We start from the raw sequence: 25,155 nt of genomic DNA, 5'->3' as shown, positions 1-25,155 counted from the left end.
TAATATTTTTGCATGTTCATATTAGGTCAGGATTCCGGAAACCCCATCCTGATTTGGCCAGAATTCTCTTGGGCTCCAGTTATTAGCGGAGCGATCTTTTTAGCCCTTCTATTCACAGTAATCTATATATTGCAACGTTATCTACGCAGACAAAACAGTCTCGCGTTAGAGCACAGAGCAAAGATCGTATCCAAACTACAGCTCCACCATTTTAATTCCAAAGATACGAACCTATTCCATACATTTTTAGATCAGGTTGATAACGCAGATCTAAAACGACTGGCGGAAGATCCTTCCTGGTATCGAAAATATTTCCTTCCTGAGTTTTTACAGTTCCTTGCGGAACAAAGTAATCTTCCCGCCTGGAAAGACATATTGATCGTACATGCATTAGATCATCTGATAGAAGATCATAAGGCCACCGCCAAAAACTTTATCACCGCTATCTTAGAAACGGATTCCGAGGAAAGATTCCCTGCCTTATTAGGTATCCAAGAACTGGATGAGAACTCTTTAAACAGAGCGATACGGGCCAGGATTTATACTAAAAAAGTAGGAGCCACATTCTCTCTCACAAGATACGAAAGAATGCAGATCTTAGTTCCGGACGAGAGCAAACAATGGCTCAAATCCGAAGCGATATTGATCTCTCAAGAAGGAACAAATCTTACCCTACAGATCAAAACTGTTCCGGAAATTGATGAGAAAAAAAATGAAGAATGGATTGAAACTCCTAAAACAAGCCCTGCCGGGCCGGCACATCCTGGTGCCATCCCTGACGAGTATATAAATAGCCTTTCCCAAATTTTAGAATATTCGGGATTAAATCCTAGTGTTTGTGAAGAGATCACAAGGCTTGTGACCGCGTATAAAGAACACCCTGGCTTGATACGCAGAAGGCATAAACAAGAAGATTATAAAATATTAATACGATTATACAAAGTTTGTTTTATAAAATTCCGCTCTCAAACGACAAATATCCCCAAACCAGTATTACTATTTATACATTTTTTCTTCCTGGACGAAGGTTTAGTATCGGCGAAACGATTGTTTGATCTGGAACTTGCGATCGCTACATTAAAATCCTCTGTCAATGATCGCCAATATCAGGAAGTCAAACTTTCTGTTCATCTTCTTCCTGATTGGCTAAACCTCATACTTTCCGGCAAAAAAAATCCTTCTCAAAACCACCTTGGGCAAACCTACGATCAGGTCCAAAAATCAAATCTGCGATGGAACCAAGAAGCAGAAGCCAAGAATATTATGAATAAAGAATATCTTTTGCATATTCTGGACTGGGAACTGGAAAATATTCTTTATATGGGACTTCTGGGAATTTCCTTAAACCCGAATTTCGCTTATCCAATCTTATCCGAAGACCAATTCTACGGAGCAACGGAATCCAATCTGACCTTCCCAAGCAAAATTCTATCAAATGCGGAAAGAGTTTTAAAAATAGATACAAGCATCTTCCATAGAGAAGTAAGCGCAATTTCCAACTCCGACCCAAACCATACAGATCTATATAGAAAGGAATTTTTTGCTGATTGTATCCTTCTGCCTTATAGTGGAAACAGGGGAGTTCTTTGGCAAGAAACAAGCGCAGGCAACCAAGATTATAGCAGGTTATTATTCCCTATAGTCATGACTGAAAACGCCACGTTAGTAGTTACAAAAACCTTAGGCGAATTCCGTTGGGAAACTGAGAGAACAATAAGGGGCAGAAAATGGAAGGATCCGATCCCAGCTTCTCTTACCTCAGAGTATTATGCTTATTTGGAAAATTTCCAAAAGAATCCGAACCTAACCGTTGAGGCCAAAAAACGAATAGAACAACAATGGATAAAGGTCGGAAAGAATATCAAAGACATGTTTAGTATAGACTACGCCTATTGGATCCTTCTGGAAGCCGAAGGAAAACCCAGACTAAATCGGGTTGTCAGAGAAATCTTAAATCGATTTGTTCCGATCCAGATTAAGATGTAAGTTATTATCTATTTCCGATTAAACTGGGTAAATGGCTCTTGTTAAAGAATTCCTTTAATTTCCAGAAATATTAAGACCATGGAAGAAGTTACACCCACTAAAAGACAACGGTAGCTCCATCTCAAATATCTATATTTCGTAAAATATAATGATTTTCCTAAGTGATATAGATCTCTTGTCAATGCCTCATACAAAGAAGAATCTTCCGAAGCGATTTCTTCCATCTTATTCATAAATTCATTTTCACTCATAGGGGCAAAATGTCCGAAAAATAAGGGATTTATTTTGCCGTTCTTTCTCTGTTTGAACGTAGGCATCACCGCAAGTATCGCTAAACTTGCCGCAATTACGATAAATACCATCAGTGTCAGTAAACCGGTTCTATAGGTAGGTCTTTGAACATAGCCTAAGGAAAGTGAGAGTATTACAAATGATGCGGCGATTAAAATATTTGCCTTTTGATCAGCCATTTGGCTGAGCTGAGAATGATGCTGGTGAACGGTCCTAAAAAGATAATCTACGGCAGAACGTGCGCGGACCGTTTTGAAATGATCTGATTCCATAGCTCCAAGGATTTTGGAAAATTTATTTAGACAAGACATAATTATAATAGTCCATAGACCAAAATTTTCTTTTTGAAATTTCTACTCCTCAAATCACTTTACATTTTTTAACATATCATTTATATAGTATATATGTATTTAGGTCCCCTGGAAGGTTTCCAAGACCAGTTATTTCGTCCGGTCCTAGGCTGGAGCAGGGACAATGTCGGGCTTTTAACAGGGAGACAGGGAATTTATAAATTAGCCCTTCGTTGGGAATACGCGTTTGCGGTTTCGGGATTTCAGGTTTTTAATTTGGACTGCGCCATTCGTTTCGATGTGTTTACCATTACGGAAGAGACCAGAAAAAGGAGAGTATCTCCCGAGGCTCTTTTAGAAAAAATCTTGGTCCAGAGAGCATTCACTCCTTATCAGATCCTGGATTCTTTGAGGGAGATCTATTCTTCCACAAAAGAAAATACGATCTATTTCATTTTAGCTCCCTGCAAACAATTCTTCGATGGGGATGTTCAGGATGACGAGGGTCTTTTCCTTTTGGAAAAATTGGTATTATTATTGGAGCGTATGCGTTCCAAACAGATCCCAATCGTTCTTGTGGAATCCACTAAATACACTCATCCCAACTTTCAAAAAATTTTTCCCAAGTTAGTGGAGCTCTCTGAAGATCTTTGGGAGTTAAATGTGGTGGAAGATCATTCTTATCTTAAGATCAGAAAAGCGAAATCTATGTACGAGATCGGAACAGATCCGAATTCTAAACAGGAGTTTATTTATGGGTAGGACAGTTATTCCATATTCCAGGCAAATGCAGTACATCGATGCTAGCCTTGGACAATACAGAAGAGGACTTCGTAAGCCGGACCAGGAAATTTTCGATGAATTGATCCGAACCGCAAAACTCCAGGTGCAAGCAGGGGTAATGGCCTCTTCTCCTTATCCCATCGATATTATGCTTCTTACGATGATGATAGATCTAAAAAAAGAAATCCTCAGATTAAAAAAAGAATCGGAAGCTTTTCGGAAATCGGAATGAACCTCCAAACTGCCAAAGGATATTTGTTCGACGTTTATCATGCGGAGGACATAGTATATCTATGGTTGAAAAACGAAGAAGGTGAATCCCAACTTTTTTTGGATAAATTTAATCCGATCGTTTATGCAAGAGGAGAATCTGATCTACTTAAAAAATTAGTAAAACGTCTTTTCGAATTGGATGCAATTCAAGAGGTTCCTGTTTACGAAAATAGAAATCTATTCTATGAAAATAAAACAGTCCCTGTGCTGAAAATCGTAATCACCAAACCTTCTATCCTACCTAAGATCAGCCGCAAATTATATGCCTTATATGGAAAATTCGAGATCTATCATTCTGATCTGGATCTTCCCACTAGTTATATGTTCCAAAAAGGTTTATTTCCTTTATGTAAAATGGAGATAGATTATACGGAAGATCCTGGAGCAAAAAGGATCGTAAACGTAAAAACGGAAGATTCTCCCTCTGAAATGGACTATGAGGTTCCCAAATTCAAAACCGTATATTTGGAGCTCAAAAAAAGCCATAGGATCAATATAGAAAACAATCCTTTAATAGTTCGAACTGATACAGATTACCATGAACTATCCGGAACAAATCCCAGAAGATTATTAGAAAAACTAGATATACTATTAAGGGAAGAAGACCCAGACATTCTACTGACCAGATATGGAGATCAGGTCATTCTACCTTACCTATTCTACCAATCCCAAAAACAAGGATTTCTGCCTGCATTAGACAGGGATAGAACGACTCCTATCCGCAGGAATATCAGCACCAAGGGAACCAGTTATTTTACATACGGAAATATTGTATTCCGTGCACCTTCTTATCCTTTATTCGGAAGATGGCATATAGATTCTAAAAATAGCTTCGTATATAAGGAAGCAGACCTAATGGGAGTCGTGGAACTAGCAAGACTTTCCAGGCTTCCGATGCAAAAAATGGCAAGAGCATCCACAGGAAAGGCACTTACTTATATAGAGACGGATGTGGCCTTAAGGAGGGGTTATTTGGTTCCTTGGCAAAAAAGTGCGGTAGAAGCTCCTAAAACGGCGCTCCAATTGCTGGAGGCAGATAAAGGAGGATTAGTTTTTCAACCGGATATTAGTTACGGAAAAACGGCAGAGAATGTTGCACAATTGGATTTTGCGCAGATGTATCCCAACATCATGGCAATGCATAATATTTCTCCGGAATGTGTAAACTGCCAATGTTGCGCAGATGATGAAACAGTCCCAAAGGCTCCGGACATAGGATATCGTATATGCAATAAACGTAAAGGAGTCGTTTCGGAAGCTTTAGAACATATAATAGACAGAAGGACTTATTATAAAAAACAATCTAAGATCACTTCGGGACAACAGTTAGAAAATTATGAAGCAAAACAAGCCAGTTTAAAATGGATGTTAGTAACTTCATTCGGATACTTGGGTTATAGAAATGCAAAATTCGGAAGATTAGAAAGCCATGAAAGTGTAAATGCATTCGGAAGACAAAAACTTCTACTCGCAAAAGAAACTGCGGAAGAATTCGGATATGAGTTCGTTCATGCGATCACAGATAGTATATTTATCAAACACTATGACTCTTCTCCTCTGAGCACATCCGAACTAGATTTTTTATGTTCAGAAATATATGAACGTACCAAGATCAGAATGGAAGTAGACGGAGTTTATACCTGGTTACTGTTTCCTCCTTCCAGCCAAGATTCGGAAATGCCTGTGGCAAATAGGTATATGGGAAGATTCCAATCCGGAAAATTAAAATGTAGAGGAATAGGAGCCAGAAGAAAAGACCTCCCTACTTTCATTACAAATGCACAATATGAAATGTTAGAATGGATGAAGACCAAGGTCACGATCCAGGATCTAAAAAACTCCGAATCTGAAATTTTATCCATCTATCATAAATACGATTCTATGATCCGACAGAATTATATCCCTCCCGAAAATCTACTACTTGTCAAATCCAGTTCCAGAGAGCTGGAAGAATACGAAGTAATGGGAGCCACCGCTCTTTCCATGATGAAACTGAAAGATTTCGGTATGGATGTGCAGGCTGGAGAAAAAATAAAATACTTAGTATTGAATCAGAAATCAAAAACAAAGGATAGAAGATACATGCCGGAAGAAGAGTTACAACTCTATCCGAACAAAATCAAAAAAACAGGTTTTGACAAAGAATATTATAGAAAAATGTTAGTTGGGGTTTTTAGAGAAGTCTGGGCGGAATTCGCCTCTTTCAAGGATTTTGATTCCCTAATAGATCCTCAGGGAAGATTCGACTTTTAGATTAAAGTGCTCCCTTTTGTATCAATTCCAAATTTTTAATATATCTGTCCCTCTCACCAGGATGATCCGATTTACTCTTAAATTCCAATCCTAATGTCAAATTTCCGTCCTCGTCTTTTCCCCACCAACGGATCGCGGCGGATACAGTCAAAGGAGCTTGCATTTTGAATAGAACATCTAAGATAAAACTCTCTTGTTTAGGTAAAGTATCTATCAGATTAGGATCATGGATCTTTACCTTAAGTCCTCTAGGAGAGGCATCCAAAATTGTGAATTTTTCGGTAGTTTTGATCGTATTTGATTCTTTGATCCGGCCCACAACTTCATCCGAAAGCCTGCCCAATTCCGCCAAATAATCCGAAGTGAGTTTTTTATCCCTACTTTGTATCCAAATATAACCTATCGGGATCTGTTGATCAGAATGGTTTTTGTAAATAATAGGACGAATGAGTTCAGAAACGATCTTTTGGTCCTTGAATTTTCGGATTATTGTCCCGATATCGTCGTCAATATCTTTGGAATAATCCAAACGATCTGGCCCTGACTCTGAATAAGAATTGGTGTTTTGCGTATCTTCCAATAGTAAAGATTTTCGGGAACGTTTTACGATCTCAAACTTTCTATCCAGCCCGGGTTTAAATGTTTCTATCACTATATTATCAGTGCTGTTCTTTTTCAGGCGGTTTTTATAATCTTCTAGATTTACCTTTATCAAAGTCGGAATATTGAACATATTCGCTTCTATCACCGTTTTAGGTGTGATTAAATTTGTTACGACTGCTTTGCCGCTTGAGACTTGGACCCTCGGGGTTTCCCGATTCAATTTTGCAATTGCGAGTTTTTCTACTTTTAATAGATAAAGATCCTTCTCCGCTTTTTGAAGAAACTGACAATCGATCTCTATATACTTGGCTAGGATCTTGAATAAGGAGACTTTTTTCTCTCCGGTTTCCTCCCAGTTCTCCGGCATACGAATTAGAACCTTCTCATCCTCTTCCAAATACTTTTTGATGACAGCTTTTTGATCGAAAGGATAGATCTTAAGAGAAACTTCTTGGTCTAGTAAGTATTTCAGAATGACATGTTTTTTCTGATCTTTGGAAACGATATAATCTAAAGCTCTGGAATTCTTTTCAAAATATTGCATAATCCAACTAGACTTCTTTTAATAAGCGAATTGATTCTTTCCGAATTAACCGACTCACAATTTATTATTGGAATGTCTTTCGTTTTCGATTTTTTTAAGGCAAAATCACCTTCTTTTGGAAAAAATTTTTTACCGAATTTTATCCGTTAGGGAATACGGGCCTCGACTAACGTATCCCTTAATTTAGGGAGAGCATGAAAATCCGGGAAAATTCCGAGAAAAGATGAGTTTTACCCCCGTTTTCGTAAATCGGCGGATCCGATTTGAGATAAAACTAATCGGTATGAACGGAAATATTTCTTAAAATTAATCGATTGACTAGTTCAAAATTTGGAAATAAATTATTAATTCAATTTCGACCCTGGAAAATATATGAAAAAACTACTCCTTATCCAGCTTCTCGTCTTAATACTTTCTGCTCATTCCAAACTTGGTCTCTATGCGGATGGATGTTATATCTGCGGTTCAGGTTCTAGTTCTAATTGCAGGGACTATTGCAGTTATTCAGGTTCGGATACTTCTGAAAGCCGTAAAAAATGTGAGAAGTCTGGATGTAAGATCGGAGGAACAGCAAGTTGTCCGTCTGCTGCTAATTATAAAGTTTGTTCTGCTTCTATTTTCGATTCTCCTATCGACAAGAAAAGTCTCCTCGCATCCCTTCTCGCTAAATAGCTTCTAATCCCGGGGGACCAAACCACCCCGGGTATCTTTTCTTATTTTAAAGTATTAATATAATCGCTTAAATCGGAACTGATCTTAGAAGAACTTGCTTCGAATACCATAGGCGGGTTCGTTCCCAATGTAGGACTGAACATTCCGAGACAGCTTAAACTGCCGATCCCACATTCCTTAGGATTCGGAGTAACCCATAACGCTCTCCAAACAGAGTAATTATTATCATATTCAAGTTCTTTGAGTAAGTTTAGATTTTTATCATATACTAAAACCTTTGTATTAGCGGCATACGCTTCATAAGAAGGCAAGATTCCCAAGGTTACCACACTAAATAAACTGGAGAAAATAGTTATAAAATTTAGGCCTACATTCCTTGTTTTTTCAAAGACGGGGTAATGTAGTCCTACGATATAATAATCATAAGGAAGATTTTTAAAGGAATAAGTATAATTCTCTTCTGTTTTTGAGATCTCTAAAAACTTTTCCAGTTCTCTGATCCCGGTAGGACCAGTCACCTCTAAGAAAGATTTTACGAATTTTGAAACCTTCTCCGGAGAAAGGTCTTTTCGAATTCCATTCGGCTTATTCTCCCCCGGAATGGGGAAACTTCCCCCGATAGGTTCTTTGATCGTTCTAGAATATGGATCCGAAAGTGCTTCAAAGTCCACTGTCCCATACGGTTTTTTTAACTTAGTGGATTTAAACGTATTAAATCCTAAATAAGCGATCCTGAATTTTTTAGTAGGTTGTTTTGTAGGAGTTCCCACATCCCCATTCTGGGTAAGAGAATATCTGGAAGCACAGGAATTGAATAAAAGTAAGAAAAGAACGCTAAACAAAATCGAACGCATTTCAAAACTCTAAACAATTCCCGGCTAAGTTGCCAGTAAAAATTTATCCGACAAAACCAAGTTTTGGATTTATTTGAAAATAACTGACTCGATATCTTTTTCAATCGCTGGAATTTGCCCTGAGTAAATGTGCTCATTCCTGTTCAATTTCATGCTATCTCCATGAAGGCAACGCAAAACCTCGCAAGATTTGGATGCCGGCATCCAAAGAGCGGATATTTCAGTGTATCTATTATCATAGTTAAAACGTTTAAGTTCATTTAGATTTTTATCAAAAACAATCATTGTAGAGTATGCTTTTCCTTTTCCAACAAACGGTAGTACCCCTAATGTAAAGAAGGAGAATGGAAAGGAAATGATATGAAAGAAATTTTCATCATCAGCACTTTCAGCAAAAGCGGGAAGATGGATCCCAATGACGTAATAATCAAATTGATGATCTCTCAGAAAGTAATCATATTCCTTTCCACGAGGAACAACATGAACATATTTGTTCATTTCTTTCAAACCGGACTGACGAACCGAATCCAGATAGCTGAAAACGAAATTACGAACTTTTGGTGAGGGAATATCTCTTCTAAATTGGTTCACGTTTGCTAGTTCATCGGAACCGAAATCACCGTATGGAGGATCTATCAAAAAACGGGCCCTATCATCTAAGCTGGCGGTATATGTCCGTCTTCTGCCATAGGAAGCAGTTAGCTCCTCTTTGAAACCCATAAATCCAATATAAGCGATTTTCGGCTTTTTATAATTTTCCGGGAGAGTTTTGCGTACATAGGGCTCAGCTAATGTCGGATAAATCCGAGTACTACAGTTGATAAACGGAAGCGTTAGAGATATTAAGGAAAGAACAAATAACTTTCTAAAAAGATTCTTCATATGGCGAATGACGTTAGAAAGCCAGATAAATTCGGCAAGAAAAATTTAGGCTTTGTGACTACTACCTTTCTTCCGAACTTGCCAAAATAATACAGCAAACGGCGATTACTAAAGTAACTGGAGTGAACACTGCCGTTTCTGTAGAATTCAAAGAGAATATATTACCGATAGTATTCAAAGAAAAGATCACGGCCATAATCCAAATTGCGATGCGAACAACTCGCCTCGGGATAGGAAGTTTGATATATTTAGAATCGAGAGCGATCACTATCAAAAAGACGGAATTTAGAAGAATAGAAATCGATTCAAAAATGATCATCTGCTCCCAAGTTTCTAATCTGCCTCCCCATACTATGGAAAAAGGAACTGCACCGGATATGATGATCGTATGAAAAATGATGGAGCAGGAGAAAAATAGAAATAATATAATTTTGGCGAATTTACGGATCTGATACATTTTTTACTCAAAACGTATTGTTTATAAAACCGGCTTGATTCCGTCTTTTTATTTTTGCTTTTTTATATCCGGCCCCAATCTATAAACGGACTTTTGAGCCGGAAATCATATTATTTACTAATTTGAAGATACAAAATTAGAAACGTCAAATTCCACTTGCGGAAGCAAATCTCTGTATACGAATCCTGGAACCGCTTCTCTTTGTTTCACGATACAGCTTAATCTTTCAGAACATTCTTTAGGATAAGAAGATACCCATAATGCACGCAATACCGTATAAGACGCATCGTATTCTTTCTGCCAAACTTGATTTAGATTTTTATCATACACCTTAACATCTATAGCAGCATTTCCCCATTGGAATGAAGGAAATATTCCTAAAGTCACTATGGAAAACAGCGTACTAAATAAATGAGGGAAAGTTACGGCAAAGCTCATATCCTCGAACGCCGGACTTAAAGCACCGACTACAATATAATCCGCGTCTAGATTTCTAAGATAAGGAGTATAAGAATCCTTTCCATCCTCAGTCTTCTTGCCGTCTTTTACCGGCTCAATTACGTGGATCAACTCTTCGGTCCCGGACTTTTTAACGATAGAAAGATAATCCGAAACGAATTTTAGCACTTTCTCTTTAGGGACGTCTTTGCGTAATCCATTACTTTTTAAAGCATGAGCAGGTTGAGCAACAGTTTCCGATAAAGGGAGACGTTTAGTTTTGTCTAAAACTGCCGTATATGTAGTCGTTCTTCCGGAGACTCCTGAAACATAACTACGGAACGGAACAAAACCTACGTAGGCTATCTTAACGTTCTTTTTCAAAGTTACAGGAACAGTTACACTTTCATCCGGATATTTTACGAAATAATGCGCGTTACACGCCAATACCCCAAACAGGATAATCACCAATATCAGAATTTTTTTATATTTGATCATCTACAAACCTCGAACGACCCATACATGATATTTATAGAATATGTAAAAGGAAAAATTACGTTAAGAGAAGGGTAAAATAAAAAAATCCCCCAACGAACCTTTATTCGGAGGGGGTTTTGTGAATTTTGAAACGGATAAAAGAACGTTTTTCTTTTACTTTTTCAGCTCAGGTGCCAGATCTGCCAGAGGAACCTTATCTTTTGGAAGGTTTCTGTAGATATCATATTCGAATCCGTCAGCAGATCTTCCTTTTGAATCAGGTCCTGCATTAGGATCATTTTTATGATTATATCTGTCTCTGTCCTCTCTGTCTAAGAAAGGTTTATAATCGGAACGATATCCCCATTTGAAAACGGAATCGTCAGGATTTTGAGCGACTACCAAACAAACCGGGTCGACCCAACCTTCGTTTTTCTCAGTTTTGATACGAACCAATTTTTTCGCGATATAGTAATGGTTTCTGTAATCATAAACTTTTACTACAGTTCCGACAGGAAGGAATTCCACAGGAACAGGATTAGATTGGTCGTCGGAAAGAATTCCAACCTTAGGATCTAATTTACCTTTTTCTAATGTAGGGCAGTTAATATTCCCTACGATTTGAGCGGTATTGGAGCAAGCTCCCAAAGCGAGAGCTGCAATTCCGAGGATCGTAATATTTAATGCTAATTTTTTCATGATCCTTTTCCTTATTGGTGATGGTGTAAAGCTTCTTCCAATCTCGGATCTCCCACCGGGATCAAAGGAGCTTTTTCCAATCTTTTCAGAACTACCAGACCGAATAAGCCGATCACTCCTACTACGGATCCAAGAGATACTAGGTATCCTCCAAAGGAGAAGTCCACGAAATTAGCAGGATATACCAGCCAGAAAATTTCAGTAGCTTGTGTAAAGATGACCCAAAGAGCGACTTTTACTAAGAAGTCGATGTCTCTTTTGTTCGGACGGTTTAAGAGAAGTAAAAAAGGAACCGCAAACTTAATAGCAGGCAATGCTAAAGTAAGATATTCCCAACCGCCGGTCAGCCTTTGCTCATAGAAGAAAGTTTCTTCCGGAATAGCAGCGTACCAGATCAACATGAACTGAGAGAAACCAACATAAGCCCAGAATACTGTGAAACCGAGTAAGAATTTTCCTAAGTCATGGATATGGTTTTCATTTACCAGGTTTCCTAAAAATCCCTTCTTCTTCAGGTAATACGCCATGATTATGAAAGAAGAAAGTCCTGCCTGATAAGCACCTGCAAAGCAGTAAACTCCGAACATGGTGGAGAACCAGTGTGGAGTAAGAGACATTACCAACATGATGGAAACTAAAGAGAATGAAAGTGCGAAGAATATAATATATCCTCCGGCTAACTTTGCGCTGAACTGAGTATGTTTAACGTCTTTGTCGCTATCCTGAGTTACGGATCTTTTATAGAAAAGATATCCGAATGCAGACCAAGCTGCTCCTAAAACAACCACCATCCCGGAGAAAAATCCGATGTTTAAGAGTGGTTTTTTATGCTTAAGAAGTTTATCAGCTTCTACCGCCTCTGCGTGAGTCCACTCATATAGATCATGAGCTCCCACGATCAGTACGAGTAGAAGGACCGCTGCAACAGGGACGAATAGCCCATAAGTTTCGGAAATTCTGCGAAGAGTTACCGGCCAATGAGCACCAGTGATATGTGCCAAAGAGGTGAAGAAGATCCCTGCTAGTGTAATTCCCAAAATGAAGAATACACCGACTAAGTATGCGGACCAAGCCGGGTTAGAATGACCACCTTCATGACGAAGTTCAGGATGTCCAAGACCGAAAGCCGCAAGACCAATACTTGCCAGACCTACTAGAATCATTCCTACCAGAGCGTTTCTGGTTTTGGAATCCAACTTAAAGTTGATTAAGTTTTGTTCTACTTTAACTTCCATTATTTACCAGCCGTTCTGTTGTCGTATTCTTGTAATTTACGAACATATAATATGATTTTCCAACGATCTTCGGAAGGAACTTGAGAAGCATAACTTTTCATAGCTCCTTTTCCTTCGGTGATGATATGATAGATCTGTCCGTCGGAGTAAGCTTTAGCGCTTGCAGATGTTAATGCAGCCATCGGGCTTCCGTCAGACTGAGCCATATTCAAACGTGGAGCAGGACCTACTACGGTTCCGTTTCCTTGTCCTCTAACACCGTGACAAGGGCTACAATACGTTTGGTATTTGATCTCCCCTTTTTGAAGAGTAGCCAGATCTCCTTTGATAGGATTCGCAAGTCCCTTATTTGGAAGAGCATCTAGAGATTGTGTCCAACCTGCATACTCGTAAGGGAAATATCCTTGAGGAACCGCTCCAACCGGAGGAAGGCGTAAGGAAGTATTATTCGGAAAATTAGAGTCCGCTTCCTGAGCTTCTCTTGCTGGAGAGTCGGCCATATCCGGCATGTACTCCATAGGAGGAGTCTTAGACTCGCAGTTCCATAGAAGGACAGCTGCGAGAGAAAGAGCAAAAATTCTTTGCAGTGAAATCATCAAAATTCTCCTATTTCACCGTCTCGACATGTTTAGAGCCGAGGCCTTTGATAAAGTCGGTCACTGAACCTTCTGAATAATTCGCGGAATTGGAAGGGATCCAAAGTGCGAATTTGTCGGTAGTGATGTCCGGATGTAAAACCTTACGACCGGTTCTTGGAAGTTTAGCCAGGAAGAACAAAGCTGCAGCTGTAGAAAGTCCAGCCATGAACACTGTAAACTCGAATGTGATCGGAATATACGCGAACCAAGCGTTGAAACTTTTTCCGGAGATATTGATCGGCCAATCGTATTTATGAGTTAAATACTGCATTCCAAAGCCGACAGTGCATCCGAAAATTCCCATGAAGAAGGTTACCCAAGGAAGTCCGGAACGCGGAAGACCCATCGCGTCATCCAATCCGTGAACAGGATAAGGAGTAAAACAATCGAAGTTGGTGTAACCCTTCTCCTTTGTTTTTTGAGCCGCGTCTATGATCTGAGCAGGAGTATCGAATAATCCGAAAACTCCGTGTTCTGTTTCTTCGAAAGTATGAAACTGTTCTTTCTTAGGAGTATACATTAATGATGACCTCCATCTTTATGAGGCATTACTGTTTTCACTTCAGCAATCGCGATTACTGGAAGTAATCTACAGAAGAGAAGGAACATAGTGAAGAAGATACCGAAAGTTCCGAGTAACATCATGAAGTCGTAAACTGTTGGGATGTATTTGTCCCAGCTGGAAGGTAGGAAGTCCGCGTGTAATGTCATTACGATCACGAAACGTTCGAACCACATACCGATGTTTACGATGATGGAAACGATGAACATCACAGGGATGCTGTTTCTAAGTTTTTTAGACCAGAATACCTGAGGAGCAAACACGTTACAGCTGAACATGATGAAATATGCCCATCCGTAAGGTCCGAATGCTCTGTTAACGAAGGTAAATCCTTCGTATTCGTTTCCTGAATACCAAGCCATGAAGAACTCAGTGGAGTAAGCAAGACCAACGATCAAACCTGTAACCATGATCACCTTGTTCATGTTTTCCAAGTGTTTCATGGTAATATAATCTTTCAGTTGGAAGACTTCCCTTGCGATTACCATTAGAGTAACCACCATCGCAAATCCGGAGAAAATCGCACCGGCAACGAAATAAGGAGGGAAGATCGTAGTGTGCCATCCAGGAACGATGGAAACCGCGAAGTCGAAGGATACGATCGTGTGCACCGAAAGAACCAGAGGTGTAGACAATGCAGCGAGGATCATCGCAACAGTCTCTAAGTGAGACCATGCTTTGTTAGATCCAACCCATCCGAAGGAAAGAATATCATAAACTTTTCTACGAATAGGAGTAGTAGCCCTGTCTCTCACAGCCGCGATATCCGGGATCAAACCGATATACCAGAAAACAAGTGAGATACTCAAGTAAGTGGAAACCGCGAAAGTATCCCAGATCAGAGGAGATCTGAAGTTCACCCAAAGAGGTCCTCTTTCATTCGGATAAGGGAATAACCAGAATCCCATCCAAGGACGTCCGATGTGGATGATCAAAGTGGATGCAGCAGTTAATACCGCGAAGATGGTCATCGCTTCTGCAGCACGGTTAATACCGGTTCTCCACTCTTGACGGAACAGATAAAGAACCGCAGAGATCAGAGTCCCTGCGTGACCGATACCGATCCAGAATACGAAGTTTACGATAAAGAATCCCCAACCTACAGGATTGTTAATCCCGAGGATATAAAGACCTTCGTATACCAAGTATCCGATGATACCTAAATCGATTACGGTAATGGTAAGAGCCAGAATGAAAGCCTTCCACCACAGAGAAGTGGGGAAAGCTTCGACCGGCTTGAGGATATCCTCGGTAACGTCACGGACGGACTTGCCGCCAGTGACTAAGGGTTGGATATCCAGGGCTTCTTTGATTGCGTTAGGTATAGACATAGCGCTTTAATTACTCCGGATTAAGCTCTTACCCTGGTCAGATATGCGACCTGGGGACCGACATTTAAATACTCGAGAACTCGGAAAGATCTAGGGTCCGCACTAAGTTTGGAAACCTTAGAAGTTTTATCGTTGGTGTTACCGAAGCTGATCGCGTCTGCCGCACAGCTTTGTTCACAAGCACAACGAACTTCTCCGTCTTTAAGAGTTCTGCCTTCGTTCTTGGCTTGGATTTTAGCCTCTGCGATTTTGTGAGCGCAGAAGTTACATTTTTCCATAACCCCTCTACCACGAACCGTAACTTCAGGATTGAGTCCGAGATATCTCGGAGTTCTGGATCCTTTTTCGGCTCCGGTATCGTTATACCAGTGTTGAGCCCAGTTATAACGGCGAACTTTGTAAGGACAGTTGTTAGAGCAGTAACGAGTTCCAACACAACGGTTATAAACCATGTCGTTGATCCCTTCGGAGCTATGAACAGTTGCCATAACAGGACAAACAGTCTCACAAGGAGCGTTATCACATTGTTGGCACATCATAGGCTGGTGAGCGATCTGTAGATCTTCCGGTTTTTCAGGATCACCGATATAGTAACGGTCGATACGAAGCCAATGCATCTCGCGACCCACTCTAACTTCGTCTCTTCCTACTACCGGAATATTGTTCTCTACTTGGCAAGCGATGACGCAAGAACCGCAACCGGTGCAAGCAGTCAGGTCGATTGCCATACCCCATTTATAACCAGGGTATTCATGAACCGGGTTTGCTCCGGCTGCGTAGACCATCTTACCGTCTTTTTTGATTTTAGGAATTTCGGATTCTTTCACTCCGGAAGCTGGATTCTTTTTCCATTCTTCCAAAGAAGTAGATTGTACCAAAGGACGATCTTCGTATCCGAAACCTGGTGATAATACGTGGTGATGTTGGGTGCAAGCAAGCTTGTAAGTTTTTCCGGTCTTCTCGAGAGATATTACGGAAATCCCGGAGAACACTCCGTCTTCTGCCAGAACATACGCGTTCTTACCGACTTCGTTACCTACTTTACCGGCTGCAGTTCTACCGTAACCGACCGCGATCCCGATCGTATCCTTATGCACACCAGGCTGAACCTGAGCAGGAAGTTCGATGGAACCTTTTGTAGTTTTTACGGAAACAACATCGTTGGATTGGATACCTTTCTCTTTTGCAAGAACCGGAGAAATAACAACATAGTTGTCCCAAGTAACTTTAGTTACAGGATCCGGAAGTTCTTGTAGAAGAGAGTTATTCGCCGCTCTACCATCTCCGATGGAGCTTGTCTCATAAAGAGCCAAACGGATTCCAGCCGGATAACCTGCAGGCTTTTTCAAGGCTGCTTTGTTAAAGCCACGAGTAGCGCTTGCAGTTTTTCTGCGGTCTTTAGCTCTTACAGTAGTTCCAACTCTGAGAAGATCTTCCCATTTCTGTTTGGAACCTAACTTTTTAGTCCAAGAGTTCTTTACGTATTCGTAAAATAGTTTTTCTCCGCTAAGAGATCCGCCCGCGAAAGCGATCAAACTGTCCTCGAAAGAACGAGTGTTGAATAAAGGACGGATCGCAGGTTGTTGGATAGAGAATATTCCCTTAGTTCCTTCTGAATCTCCCCAAGACTCTAAGAAATGAGTAGTGGAAGCCAGATAGTTGGAAGCAAGTGCGGTCTCATCCGCTCTGTCTGCAAGACTTACGGTTAAAGCAGCTCTATGAAGAAGGTCCTTCCAAGAATCGCCAGCTTGGTAAACCAAGTTGGTATCATAGAGGAATAGAACTCCTACTTTAGTTTGTTTTAATGCTTCAGTAAGTTTGTTTAAGTTACCGGAATAATCCGCTAAACCTTCTTTTTTAGGAGAAGCGTAATCAACAGTCTTACCGTCGTTGTCTAAGTTAGAGTTTAAGAAGTTCACAAGGATCTGAAGATCCACAGCCTCTTTGGTAGAAGCAGAAAGACCACCCGCAACCACGAGAGATCTACCTTTGTTTGACCAAAGAGCTTTTGCCGTTTTACGGATACCTTCTGCACTAACTCCAAGATCGCTAGCGAGACTTTCTACAGTAGAAGTCCCGGTAATATCTTTAGTGTTCGCTCCTAATTCTCCCAAGCCTGCAGCAATTGCAAGAGCCAGTTTGGACTGGTCACCAGGACGAATTGGAAGTCTAAGGTCCGCATTAGATCCAGACATAGTAGGAATGGATTCAGCAGCGATGAAGTAGTTAAGATCTTTTGCTCCATCTCTTAGGTTTCTGCGTTTTGCAAAATCCTTTTGGTGTTCTTCAGGAGACAACCATCCACCCATAAAATCGCAATCGATGGACAGGATAGTGTTCGCCAATTCGAAATTATAGTTAGGAACAAGTGCCTTTCCGTAAGAAGCAGCCTGAGCTTTAGAAATCGCATCTTCCGGAGAAGTGATAGAGATCTCTAAATGTTGTCCCCCACCTACTGCTTTTAAGAAGTCAGCGATAATCGCTTTGGTAGAAGGAGAATCAAGAGGTCTTGTTACGATTACAGTGTTACCTTTGTTCTTAGAAAGAGCTTCCTGGACTTTAGAATCCAAAGCGGCCCATTGGATATTCTCCACTTTTCCGCCGGAAATTGCGGCCGGACCTTGTGCTCTGTCTGGATCATATAGATCAAAAATAGCAGCTTGTCCGGAAGCACCAAGAGCACCTTGAGATACAGGGTGATCTTCGTTTCCTTCTAATTTTAGAGGACGTCCGTCTTTAGATCTTACTAAGTAACCGGTTCCGTTGAATGCGGTAGCGTAGTAGTATGCTTGTCCGTGTTTTACGAAATCGAAAGTACCTTCGTCAGTTTTCAGATCCACATAAGGAACGATTTTTTCGACAGGCTTGCGTACACAATTTAAGGAAGTCATTGCGACCCCCGCACCCATCAATTTAAGGAAGGTCTTACGATCGAACTCTCCTGACTTAATCCTTGCGATAACTGGATCCGGAGAAGTGAAAAATTCAGCGCGCGCTAGATCCTTCGTTTCCTTTTCGTTATCTTTCAGTTCAAGAGAGAGCCAGTGAGCTTTCTTTTCTTTCTGGAAATTCTTTTTATCCATCTGTTATGCTATCTCCTGATTATCTGTGGCAGGTGGAACAGTCGGTAGGAGCGTTATTCTCCCGGTGGCAGTTGATACAGTATCCCATGTTAAGGGATGCTACCTGCTTGACCTTGACCATTTCAGCTACATTGCCGTGGCATTGTGAACAATCCACGCCTCTTGAGATATGGCGAGAGTGATTGAACTGAACATGATCCGGAAGATCATGGATTTTCACCCACTCGATCGGTTTCTTGTTCGTGTAACTTTCGCTCAAAAATTTTATATCTGGGCTGTTCTTTGCAACAAGCGAGTGACAGTTCATACAAGTTGAAGTATTCGGAACCGTTGCGTGCGCGCTTGTTTCTACACCAGTGTGACAATAACGACAGTCTATCTTATTATCACCTGCGTGAATCTTGTGGTTAAAAGGTATAGGCTGATCCGGAGAGTAGCCTACATATTTGGAGGGAGAAAAAATCAGGTAAGCCACTGCTGCAATAGCAATAAGCGGAACCGAAAGTTTCAAAGCTTTCTTATTCATTCGTGAGAAGTCCCGTGGGTTCCAAAATAAGGTTTGGGAACAAGGATTTTGGCTTAGGTTAAAATTGCAAGTAAACGCGTAAAAACGCGATTGGTTTGGCGATTTCTTGCATTTTTATCTGAGACTTAGTATCAATTAAATTGATACTATTTATACTTAGTACAGTCTATTTTAGAAGATAAAAGATCTCGAATACAAAACCTAAGTTTATGATAGATATGATTAGAACGATCGTTCTTAATAATAAGAAAATTCCTGGATTTTACTTTCTAATATCACTAAAATATGAATTCAAAAATCTAATTTGGAAAGAATGATGCACCGCGCACTGATCCTATTTCTGGGAATTCCCTTCGCTTTCCTAATAACAATCTCCACTATCGCGAAAGGTCCTATAAAAAAACTCAAAGTAACAAGCTTCAATTCGTACTTTTTATACGATGAGATTGGAGATTCATATAAATTCCCTAAAGATAGAAAACATAGAACGGAAGAAGATTTTGCTAAGATCAAAAAATTAATCCTATCAAATCATCCGGACATAATCGGATTCCAAGAAATAGAAAATGAAACCGCACTTCATCATATTATAATAAATGAATATGATTGCAAGGCGACGGTAACTCCAGGTTATTCCCAGGAATTAGGGATTTGTTGGAAAAAGGAACTAGGTAAACCTGTTATTAGTGAATTGGAACAACTGTCCATTCGCCCTGGCCTCAGAAAAGGATTACTTGCAGAATTTATATTCGATGGTAAGAAAGTTTCGGTCCTGGTAGTTCATTTAAAGGCAGGCCATTCTCCTAAAGATAAAAAGGAAAGGAAAGAGCAGATACTTACACTGAAAGATATCCTCCCCTCTTTGGGCAAGTTTGTTCTATTAGGAGATTTTAATGAGGTTTTGGAAAGAAGAGTGGATCTTTTGAAAATCCTACAAAGAAATTTAAAACTTAAAGTAGCGAACTATAAACAAAAATCAGATTGTTGGCAACATCATGATGGCTTTATAGATTATCTGATCACAAATATGGATTGGCAAGAGGGAAGTTTTGTCCAAACCAAATTTGAATCCGATGATGGCAATTTTGACGGGAACCCAAGTGCAGAAAAAGGTCTTTCAGATCATTGCCCTGTGAGTGCGGATTTGTTGCTGGAGAGGTGATCTAAATTAGTAGTGCGGACGCGAGGTGCATATGAGGTCACCTTTACTTTTACCAAAACAATCTTAAACCCAGAAGGTTATATTCCTTTAAATACCTATCTTTCGTAATTAACACAAAATCAAAATTTACGGCCTGCCAAATCAGAAAACGATCGAATGGATCCGTATGTTTCCCAGTCGGCAATTTAAAATAATTCGCAAATATCTCGGGAGAATCTCCTATAAATTCAAATCCAATTTCTCGAATTTTTCTAGGCAATTGTTCAGGCGTTATTCCCTGCAACTCCAACTTTTTCAAAGAAAATTTCAGAGAAATCTCCCATAAAGAAATACTACTAATAAAGATCCGATTCTTTTGGTTTAGGATTTCCGATTCCACTCTATAAGATAGATTCTCCGGCTGAAATAAAACCCATAAGATCGCATGAGTATCTAATAGATAATTCACAGATTCAGAAATTCCTCTTCTGTCATTTTGAAATCATCGGATATCTTAAATGATGCTTTTCCTTTTAAGATCCCCAGTATTCTTTTTTTAGGTTTTCCGACTTTATTAGTTGGAATTCGGTTTTTCACAGAAGGATCTTGTTCAAACCCTTCCAAAGGAAATCGATATTTGAGTTCTATGTCTGTTATTTTCATGACCCAAGGATATTTACAAAAATTTAATGCGTCAACCAGAATGTCTCCAAATCCCATCGACCCCACGGAATATGCATTCCAAGTTCGTATTACCTATTAATTTGGTAGCTAACACGAACTCAATATATCTTATCTTCGCGGGGATCAAAGTTCTCGTTTTAAAACTTCTATATCCGAATTCAATTCTTGGATAGAAGACTTCATCTTTCCGTTATAAATTCCTCGCAATCTAAGTTGAGAATCTAAAAGATAAACATGATCCGAGTGAAGAAAATCATTTTCAGTGAGTTTTTTCTTAGCGTCTTCTTTCGGGATCGCGGTGTCCGCATTGAAGGAATCTCTTGCCAAAGTATAAATTTCCTTTTGGTTCCCGGTGAGAAGTTTCCATTTTTCATAACGGATCTTTCGTTTAGATCCATATTCTTTTAGGACCTGAGGAGAATCCAGATCAGGCGTAGCGGAGAAGGACAAAATTTGGATATTAGGATCAGCCTCGAATTCTTTCTGCACCAAACTCAAATTGTTTGTGATAGTTGGGCAAATCCCCGCACATTTAGTGAAGAAGAAGGAGACTACAGTAATTTTTCCCTTACAGAAATCTTCTGAAACATTTCGATTTTCCTGATCCTTCATTATGAATTTGGAAATTTCTCGCGGCTTCGAAGAATTTTTATTCTCCCAAACAGGCTGTAGATCTTTTCCGTAATACAAAGGAAGTTTATCTTTTTCGGGTAAGGAAATGTCTGTGATCTCTTCCGAATATTCTTCTTTTGGATCTTTCGCACAAGAAGCGAAAAGAGAACTAAGAACTAAAACGCAGAATAAAATTTTAGAATAAGATCGTATTTCCATCTTCATTTCCTCGGATTTGGCTGCATAATTTTCCGCCGGTCATTCCATACGCTCTTCCCTGAAAGATCACAAAATTCATATAGATCTGTCCGTTCTCTCTCCACATCTTCTTCCCGATCACTTTTCCATGATCGAATTTTGCATAAGAGTATAATGAACCTGAATTTCTCCATTCCCATTGGGATCCATGGAACTGACCTTCTAAGTATTCGTTGTGAAAACGTTTTTTACCGTCGGGAAACCAACCTAGATGAGTTCCTATCTTCTTCCCTGCAGAAAACTCTCTTTCTGCTAAAACCTGGCCATTAGAATGTACATCTTTTTCAATTCCGTCAGGTAGACCGTTCTTGTAAGAAGTCACGCGGACTATTCCCAATTCTTCCGTCTTTGACTCCAAAAGTCCGTGGAACTTTTCTCCTCTATAAAAAACGATCCTTCCATTTCGAGTAATAGAAGGATCTGTGCTTGCGACCCGAGCAGGATCGCAGGCAACTAGAAGAAAACAAATCGCGAATAAATAGAACTTCAATCCGACCTCTATTAGTCCACGGAACCCGGAGTTCCTTTGAAGTAACTTCCAATAATATATCCATTATAGCCGGTATTATGTTCTACATGATAACAATAAGTTCCGTCCGGGAATTGAGTAGGAGTACAAGAAGTTGTATGTGTAGTAGAATCTAATGTAGGATAAGAACCTGATTGGCTTTTCTTTCCATAAATTGGGAAACCGTCTAACATAAGTCCTACCAAATTAGCATCATCATTCGTTATCTTATAAGGTTCCGTATGATAATGATATTTTCCGGTATTCTGAGGGTGGCCTTGGGATGGATCCATTGTGTAATATTCAGTTGAAAAAGAATCTCCAGGAGCCGCTTGGTTATTAAAGATTACAACGCCCAATGTTGAAATTCCAACAGAATCAGTTCCTGCATTGGATTGGGTACAATCCGTAACGGTTGGAGTGGTTGGGATAGTCATCGTGATACTCTGGGCAATAATATGATTTGGATTAGCAGTAAATCCTGAATCCATTACTTCTGTGTAACCACTATCTGCACCAGTATAGTAAGTACTCTTGTGAGGAGGCCTATCAGTAGTTGTGATCACATAATTAGAACCATCTACCGTTATTGTCACGCAATGAAAGTTGGTTTTCATCCAACAAGGAGCCTCTGCCGCAATACTAGTTAAACAAGTAGGGCCACCAAAACCGAGACTATCCGAAGCATTATTGATCGCACTTGGGCAAGATGCATTAGAGGTCAGAGTTGTAGGCATTGTAGTGGTGGTTTTAGGCGTACATTGAGAAGAAGACAACAAAACCGCAGCGGAAGAAAGATCAGTTCCTCCAGAGCTATCGCAATTCCAAACAAGAACAGCAATAGCAGTCAATAGAATAGATCGTAAAGGAAGCATAACTACTCCAAACTTATTAGTTTAGAATAATCTACGAAATCTTTCGGATGAATTCGACCGTCCCAATCGGCTCGAACCATATTTTTAGGATTTTAAACTGAACCTACTTTGGAAATTTCTTCCAGATACTGAGTCGGTGTCTTTCCTGTGACTTTTTTAAAAGAAGTGTTAAAAGTGGACTTGGAATTAAACCCATACTCAAGGGCCAATCTCAAAAAATTTGTACGTTCTTCTGAAATATTTTCCAAAGCTTGGATGATGTCTTTGATCCTGTACTCATTTACAAAATTATAGAAATTTGTTTCCAACGTTTCGCTTAATATTTGGGTGATATAGAATCTAGGAATATCCGTATTTTCGGAAAGTAGATCAATGGAGAATTCCGAATCTTTATAAGGTTTTTCAGACTCCATATAATTTCTGATCTTGGAAAGATATTCAGGGATCATATCTTCTCTCAGCCCTGACTTTTCATATTTTTTACGATCTTCTTCTACTTCCACTTCTTCCTGTGAGGTTTTTTCTTTAAATGCGTGTAGCTCTCTATGAGTGTAAACCACAGTTTGTCTTACACCGAACCAGCAGAAAAAAACGGAAAATGCCAATACCGCAGCTCCTCGAATTAAACGAGGCTCGTAGGTTTCAGGACGAAGATCCGTAAAAAGTAAACCTTCTAACAAAATATGAACGCCTGTGGATATAACGAAGAGCACCAAACTCCAATACATCCATCGTAAATCCTTAATACTGTCTATATTAGAGAAATGGTTTACTATATTTTTCCTATGATTGTTCAAAAGTAGAAATGTCCAGACAGAATACACCAACATAGAAGTAACGAGAAGTGCACCGTTCGGGTGAAATCCCCTGCTCGGTCTATGCCAATCATGTGGAGAAAATTCATCCTCGATTGGGGCAAAGAATAACTTAGTAAAAAGTATAAATTGCAGAACGACAAAAGGAATAAAATGCAGAAGGTCCGTTCTTCTAAAATCTCCACCTTCCGTTGTTAAATTTTGAATATAAAGTAATAATAATGGACCATATGTATAAGGGAAAAGAATGGTAAAGTCCAAGAACTCAGGACCCCATTCGAATCTATGGACTAATAAATGCCCCAGATGAGGAGCAGCTAAGAATATTATGAATACCGAATAAATAGAATCGAAAGAATATCTAGGTCTTTTAGTAAAAATCAGAAATGCGGAAAAAACGCAGATCGTAAATGAAATAATCGGGATCGCAGGAACCATGACTAAATTTGACCCGGAAAATCTCCCGGTTTGGTTCTCCATCTTCTATGTACCCAAAAATATTGTTCCGGATACAGTTTAACTTCTTCTTCTAATGCTTTGGTCCAAACTTCAGTATAATGACGGATTGCAGCTTCCCGATCGGAGAATGCGGATTTGTCTACGAAGCCAAGATCCTTAACTCGAACCATTACCTTTCCTTTTTCTCCGCATAAAACCGAATATAGTAACATTTTTGCGCCGGTTAAGTAGGCCATCAATGCAGGGCCTTGGTATGTGGAAGCTTTTCTATTGAAGAAATCCACAAAGATCCCAACCTTACCAGCATTCTGGTCGGAACCGAATCCTACCCAATAACCTTGTTTTAACATTTTAGTAACTTGGCTGGATTCTTCTGTGGAAACTAATTTGATCCCATTCTTACTTCTTAATTTATGAATGAGTCTATCGACATAAGGGTTTCGGACTTTTTTATAAATCCCTCCTCCCTTCATTCTAATCCCCATGAACTGTACAAGAATTTCCCAAGTACCAAAATGTCCCGAGATCAGAACAACCCCTACTCCATCTTGTATCGTTTTCTGCTCGATCGCTAAAGATTCCGCATCATAAACCAGATACTTATCCATCCATTTACGACTTAAACGAGGAGCGAACAAGGTACCTGCGAGAAGGTCACCTATATGAAGAAAACTTTTCCATACGAGTTCCTTCTTCTTTTCTTCAGAATAATCGGGAAACGCATAAGAAATATTATCATACGCGATCTTACGATGTTTTTTAGCGAGAGGATAAAGAAGGCGTACTAAAAATCTTCCGTAAATTAAACAGGCTCTATAAGGAAGAATTCTGAACGGTAGATAAAATAAGTATAAAAAGATATAGGGAATAATATAGCGAACCAAGGTAGATCCAATTCTTGTTTTTCGAACATAAGGACTCGGTCC

Annotated in this window: 25 protein-coding genes; 6 read left to right on the top strand and 19 right to left on the bottom strand. The window is 39.7% G+C overall.

The features are described from left to right. Positions 1-12 precede the first annotated feature (12 nt). Positions 13-1,986, top strand: coding sequence for a hypothetical protein (locus EHO58_RS12260; protein WP_135680110.1), 1,974 nt, complete (start codon positions 13-15; stop codon positions 1,984-1,986). 41 nt (positions 1,987-2,027) lie between these two features. On the opposite strand, the gene EHO58_RS12255 is transcribed toward EHO58_RS12260, so the two are convergent. Further along, entirely contained in the window at positions 2,028-2,549 is a 522-nt protein-coding gene (locus EHO58_RS12255) for a Pycsar system effector family protein (RefSeq protein WP_244241156.1), read from the bottom strand. A gap of 132 nt (positions 2,550-2,681) precedes the next feature. On the opposite strand from EHO58_RS12255, the gene EHO58_RS12250 reads away from it, so the two are divergent. Genes EHO58_RS12250 through EHO58_RS12240 form a run of 3 tightly spaced genes read left to right on the top strand, consistent with a single transcriptional unit; the run spans position 2,682 to position 5,876 of the window. Then, positions 2,682-3,329 (top strand): hypothetical protein, encoded by a 648-nt coding sequence (locus tag EHO58_RS12250; RefSeq protein ID WP_135680109.1) that lies wholly within the window; start codon positions 2,682-2,684, stop codon positions 3,327-3,329. Beyond that, complete coding sequence (locus tag EHO58_RS12245; RefSeq protein WP_135626383.1) at positions 3,322-3,582, top strand: DUF8156 family protein; 261 nt, start codon at positions 3,322-3,324, stop codon at positions 3,580-3,582. The genes EHO58_RS12250 and EHO58_RS12245 overlap by 8 nt, the downstream gene beginning before the upstream one ends. Continuing rightward, entirely contained in the window at positions 3,579-5,876 is a 2,298-nt protein-coding gene (locus EHO58_RS12240; protein WP_135680108.1) for a DNA polymerase domain-containing protein, read from the top strand. The genes EHO58_RS12245 and EHO58_RS12240 overlap by 4 nt, the downstream gene beginning before the upstream one ends. Before the next feature lies 1 nt (position 5,877). Here EHO58_RS12240 and EHO58_RS12235 read toward each other — a convergent pair whose 3' ends face one another. Beyond that, positions 5,878-7,023, bottom strand: coding sequence for a DUF1577 domain-containing protein (locus tag EHO58_RS12235; protein ID WP_135626381.1), 1,146 nt, complete (start codon positions 7,021-7,023; stop codon positions 5,878-5,880). Positions 7,024-7,395: 372 nt separating this feature from the next. Between EHO58_RS12235 and EHO58_RS12230 the strand changes: the two genes are divergently transcribed. Further along, positions 7,396-7,695 carry a hypothetical protein gene (locus tag EHO58_RS12230; protein ID WP_135626380.1) on the top strand — a complete coding sequence of 100 codons (300 nt, stop codon included), beginning with the start codon at positions 7,396-7,398 and terminating at the stop codon, positions 7,693-7,695. Positions 7,696-7,736: 41 nt separating this feature from the next. Here EHO58_RS12230 and EHO58_RS12225 read toward each other — a convergent pair whose 3' ends face one another. The 11 genes from EHO58_RS12225 to EHO58_RS12175 form a co-directional block, all read right to left on the bottom strand. After that, positions 7,737-8,549, bottom strand: coding sequence for an Lp29 family lipoprotein (locus EHO58_RS12225; protein ID WP_135680107.1), 813 nt, complete (start codon positions 8,547-8,549; stop codon positions 7,737-7,739). A gap of 69 nt (positions 8,550-8,618) precedes the next feature. Continuing rightward, positions 8,619-9,431, bottom strand: coding sequence for an Lp29 family lipoprotein (locus tag EHO58_RS12220; RefSeq protein WP_425269445.1), 813 nt, complete (start codon positions 9,429-9,431; stop codon positions 8,619-8,621). 61 nt (positions 9,432-9,492) lie between these two features. Further along, on the bottom strand, positions 9,493-9,888 hold the full coding sequence (locus EHO58_RS12215; protein WP_135680105.1) for a hypothetical protein: 396 nt from the start codon (positions 9,886-9,888) through the stop codon (positions 9,493-9,495). A gap of 117 nt (positions 9,889-10,005) precedes the next feature. Then, positions 10,006-10,824, bottom strand: coding sequence for an Lp29 family lipoprotein (locus EHO58_RS12210; protein ID WP_135626376.1), 819 nt, complete (start codon positions 10,822-10,824; stop codon positions 10,006-10,008). Between the two features lie 153 nt (positions 10,825-10,977). Next, a complete protein-coding gene (locus tag EHO58_RS12205) occupies positions 10,978-11,502 on the bottom strand; it encodes an Lsa16 family lipoprotein adhesin (RefSeq protein WP_100724961.1) in 525 nt (174 codons plus the stop codon). 11 nt (positions 11,503-11,513) lie between these two features. Then, a complete protein-coding gene (locus EHO58_RS12200) occupies positions 11,514-12,737 on the bottom strand; it encodes a hypothetical protein (protein ID WP_135680104.1) in 1,224 nt (407 codons plus the stop codon). Continuing rightward, positions 12,737-13,333 carry a c-type cytochrome gene (locus EHO58_RS12195; RefSeq protein ID WP_135626374.1) on the bottom strand — a complete coding sequence of 199 codons (597 nt, stop codon included), beginning with the start codon at positions 13,331-13,333 and terminating at the stop codon, positions 12,737-12,739. The genes EHO58_RS12200 and EHO58_RS12195 overlap by 1 nt, the downstream gene beginning before the upstream one ends. A gap of 10 nt (positions 13,334-13,343) precedes the next feature. After that, a complete protein-coding gene (locus EHO58_RS12190) occupies positions 13,344-13,895 on the bottom strand; it encodes a DUF3341 domain-containing protein (RefSeq protein ID WP_008594153.1) in 552 nt (183 codons plus the stop codon). After that, complete coding sequence (gene nrfD, locus EHO58_RS12185; RefSeq protein WP_085988907.1) at positions 13,895-15,262, bottom strand: NrfD/PsrC family molybdoenzyme membrane anchor subunit; 1,368 nt, start codon at positions 15,260-15,262, stop codon at positions 13,895-13,897. The genes EHO58_RS12190 and nrfD overlap by 1 nt, the downstream gene beginning before the upstream one ends. A gap of 26 nt (positions 15,263-15,288) precedes the next feature. Further along, positions 15,289-18,351, bottom strand: coding sequence for a TAT-variant-translocated molybdopterin oxidoreductase (locus tag EHO58_RS12180; protein WP_135680103.1), 3,063 nt, complete (start codon positions 18,349-18,351; stop codon positions 15,289-15,291). A 19-nt stretch (positions 18,352-18,370) separates the two neighbouring features. Continuing rightward, positions 18,371-18,877 (bottom strand): cytochrome c3 family protein, encoded by a 507-nt coding sequence (locus EHO58_RS12175; protein WP_086448446.1) that lies wholly within the window; start codon positions 18,875-18,877, stop codon positions 18,371-18,373. Positions 18,878-19,190: 313 nt separating this feature from the next. Here EHO58_RS12175 and EHO58_RS12170 point away from each other — a divergent pair, with 313 nt between their 5' ends. Continuing rightward, on the top strand, positions 19,191-20,039 hold the full coding sequence (locus tag EHO58_RS12170; protein WP_244241155.1) for an endonuclease/exonuclease/phosphatase family protein: 849 nt from the start codon (positions 19,191-19,193) through the stop codon (positions 20,037-20,039). A gap of 49 nt (positions 20,040-20,088) precedes the next feature. On the opposite strand, the gene EHO58_RS12165 is transcribed toward EHO58_RS12170, so the two are convergent. The 6 genes from EHO58_RS12165 to EHO58_RS12135 form a co-directional block, all read right to left on the bottom strand. Continuing rightward, a complete protein-coding gene (locus tag EHO58_RS12165; RefSeq protein ID WP_135680102.1) occupies positions 20,089-20,487 on the bottom strand; it encodes a type II toxin-antitoxin system VapC family toxin in 399 nt (132 codons plus the stop codon). Between the two features lie 338 nt (positions 20,488-20,825). Next, positions 20,826-21,533, bottom strand: a complete 708-nt coding sequence (locus EHO58_RS12155; protein WP_135680100.1) for an SCO family protein — start codon at positions 21,531-21,533, stop codon at positions 20,826-20,828. Continuing rightward, a complete protein-coding gene (locus EHO58_RS12150) occupies positions 21,511-22,062 on the bottom strand; it encodes a toxin-antitoxin system YwqK family antitoxin (protein WP_135680099.1) in 552 nt (183 codons plus the stop codon). Before EHO58_RS12150 ends, EHO58_RS12155 begins: the two co-directional genes overlap by 23 nt. A gap of 11 nt (positions 22,063-22,073) precedes the next feature. After that, on the bottom strand, positions 22,074-22,955 hold the full coding sequence (locus tag EHO58_RS12145; protein WP_135680098.1) for a YHYH protein: 882 nt from the start codon (positions 22,953-22,955) through the stop codon (positions 22,074-22,076). Positions 22,956-23,047: 92 nt separating this feature from the next. Further along, positions 23,048-24,250, bottom strand: a complete 1,203-nt coding sequence (locus EHO58_RS12140; protein WP_244241154.1) for a helix-turn-helix domain-containing protein — start codon at positions 24,248-24,250, stop codon at positions 23,048-23,050. Next, positions 24,211-25,113 (bottom strand): lysophospholipid acyltransferase family protein, encoded by a 903-nt coding sequence (locus tag EHO58_RS12135; protein WP_135680097.1) that lies wholly within the window; start codon positions 25,111-25,113, stop codon positions 24,211-24,213. The genes EHO58_RS12140 and EHO58_RS12135 overlap by 40 nt, the downstream gene beginning before the upstream one ends. Positions 25,114-25,155: the final 42 nt, after the last annotated feature.

It is taken from the genome of Leptospira selangorensis, assembly GCF_004769405.1.
GTDB classification, from domain to species: domain Bacteria; phylum Spirochaetota; class Leptospiria; order Leptospirales; family Leptospiraceae; genus Leptospira_B; species Leptospira_B selangorensis.
Note: the sequence above shows the minus strand (reverse complement) of the source record. Positions and strands in the feature narration are given on the sequence as shown.

Excerpts from the sequence above, each read along its gene's own strand:
- EHO58_RS12190 (WP_008594153.1), bottom strand. The coding sequence starts at position 13,895 with ATGTATACTCCTAAGAAAGAACAGTTTCATACTTTCGAAGAAACAGAA.
- EHO58_RS12235 (WP_135626381.1), bottom strand. The coding sequence starts at position 7,023 with ATGCAATATTTTGAAAAGAATTCCAGAGCTTTAGATTATATCGTTTCC.
- EHO58_RS12145 (WP_135680098.1), bottom strand. The coding sequence starts at position 22,955 with ATGCTTCCTTTACGATCTATTCTATTGACTGCTATTGCTGTTCTTGTT.
- EHO58_RS12195 (WP_135626374.1), bottom strand. The coding sequence starts at position 13,333 with ATGATTTCACTGCAAAGAATTTTTGCTCTTTCTCTCGCAGCTGTCCTT.
- EHO58_RS12175 (WP_086448446.1), bottom strand. The coding sequence starts at position 18,877 with ATGAATAAGAAAGCTTTGAAACTTTCGGTTCCGCTTATTGCTATTGCA.
- EHO58_RS12215 (WP_135680105.1), bottom strand. The coding sequence starts at position 9,888 with ATGTATCAGATCCGTAAATTCGCCAAAATTATATTATTTCTATTTTTC.
- EHO58_RS12180 (WP_135680103.1), bottom strand. The coding sequence starts at position 18,351 with ATGGATAAAAAGAATTTCCAGAAAGAAAAGAAAGCTCACTGGCTCTCT.
- EHO58_RS12255 (WP_244241156.1), bottom strand. The coding sequence starts at position 2,549 with ATGGAATCAGATCATTTCAAAACGGTCCGCGCACGTTCTGCCGTAGAT.
- EHO58_RS12210 (WP_135626376.1), bottom strand. The coding sequence starts at position 10,824 with ATGATCAAATATAAAAAAATTCTGATATTGGTGATTATCCTGTTTGGG.
- EHO58_RS12260 (WP_135680110.1), top strand. The coding sequence starts at position 13 with ATGTTCATATTAGGTCAGGATTCCGGAAACCCCATCCTGATTTGGCCA.
- EHO58_RS12170 (WP_244241155.1), top strand. The coding sequence starts at position 19,191 with ATGATGCACCGCGCACTGATCCTATTTCTGGGAATTCCCTTCGCTTTC.
- EHO58_RS12155 (WP_135680100.1), bottom strand. The coding sequence starts at position 21,533 with ATGGAAATACGATCTTATTCTAAAATTTTATTCTGCGTTTTAGTTCTT.
- EHO58_RS12205 (WP_100724961.1), bottom strand. The coding sequence starts at position 11,502 with ATGAAAAAATTAGCATTAAATATTACGATCCTCGGAATTGCAGCTCTC.
- EHO58_RS12250 (WP_135680109.1), top strand. The coding sequence starts at position 2,682 with ATGTATTTAGGTCCCCTGGAAGGTTTCCAAGACCAGTTATTTCGTCCG.
- EHO58_RS12200 (WP_135680104.1), bottom strand. The coding sequence starts at position 12,737 with ATGGAAGTTAAAGTAGAACAAAACTTAATCAACTTTAAGTTGGATTCC.
- EHO58_RS12225 (WP_135680107.1), bottom strand. The coding sequence starts at position 8,549 with ATGCGTTCGATTTTGTTTAGCGTTCTTTTCTTACTTTTATTCAATTCC.
- EHO58_RS12245 (WP_135626383.1), top strand. The coding sequence starts at position 3,322 with ATGGGTAGGACAGTTATTCCATATTCCAGGCAAATGCAGTACATCGAT.
- EHO58_RS12230 (WP_135626380.1), top strand. The coding sequence starts at position 7,396 with ATGAAAAAACTACTCCTTATCCAGCTTCTCGTCTTAATACTTTCTGCT.
- EHO58_RS12240 (WP_135680108.1), top strand. The coding sequence starts at position 3,579 with ATGAACCTCCAAACTGCCAAAGGATATTTGTTCGACGTTTATCATGCG.
- EHO58_RS12140 (WP_244241154.1), bottom strand. The coding sequence starts at position 24,250 with ATGGAGAACCAAACCGGGAGATTTTCCGGGTCAAATTTAGTCATGGTT.
- EHO58_RS12220 (WP_425269445.1), bottom strand. The coding sequence starts at position 9,431 with ATGAAGAATCTTTTTAGAAAGTTATTTGTTCTTTCCTTAATATCTCTA.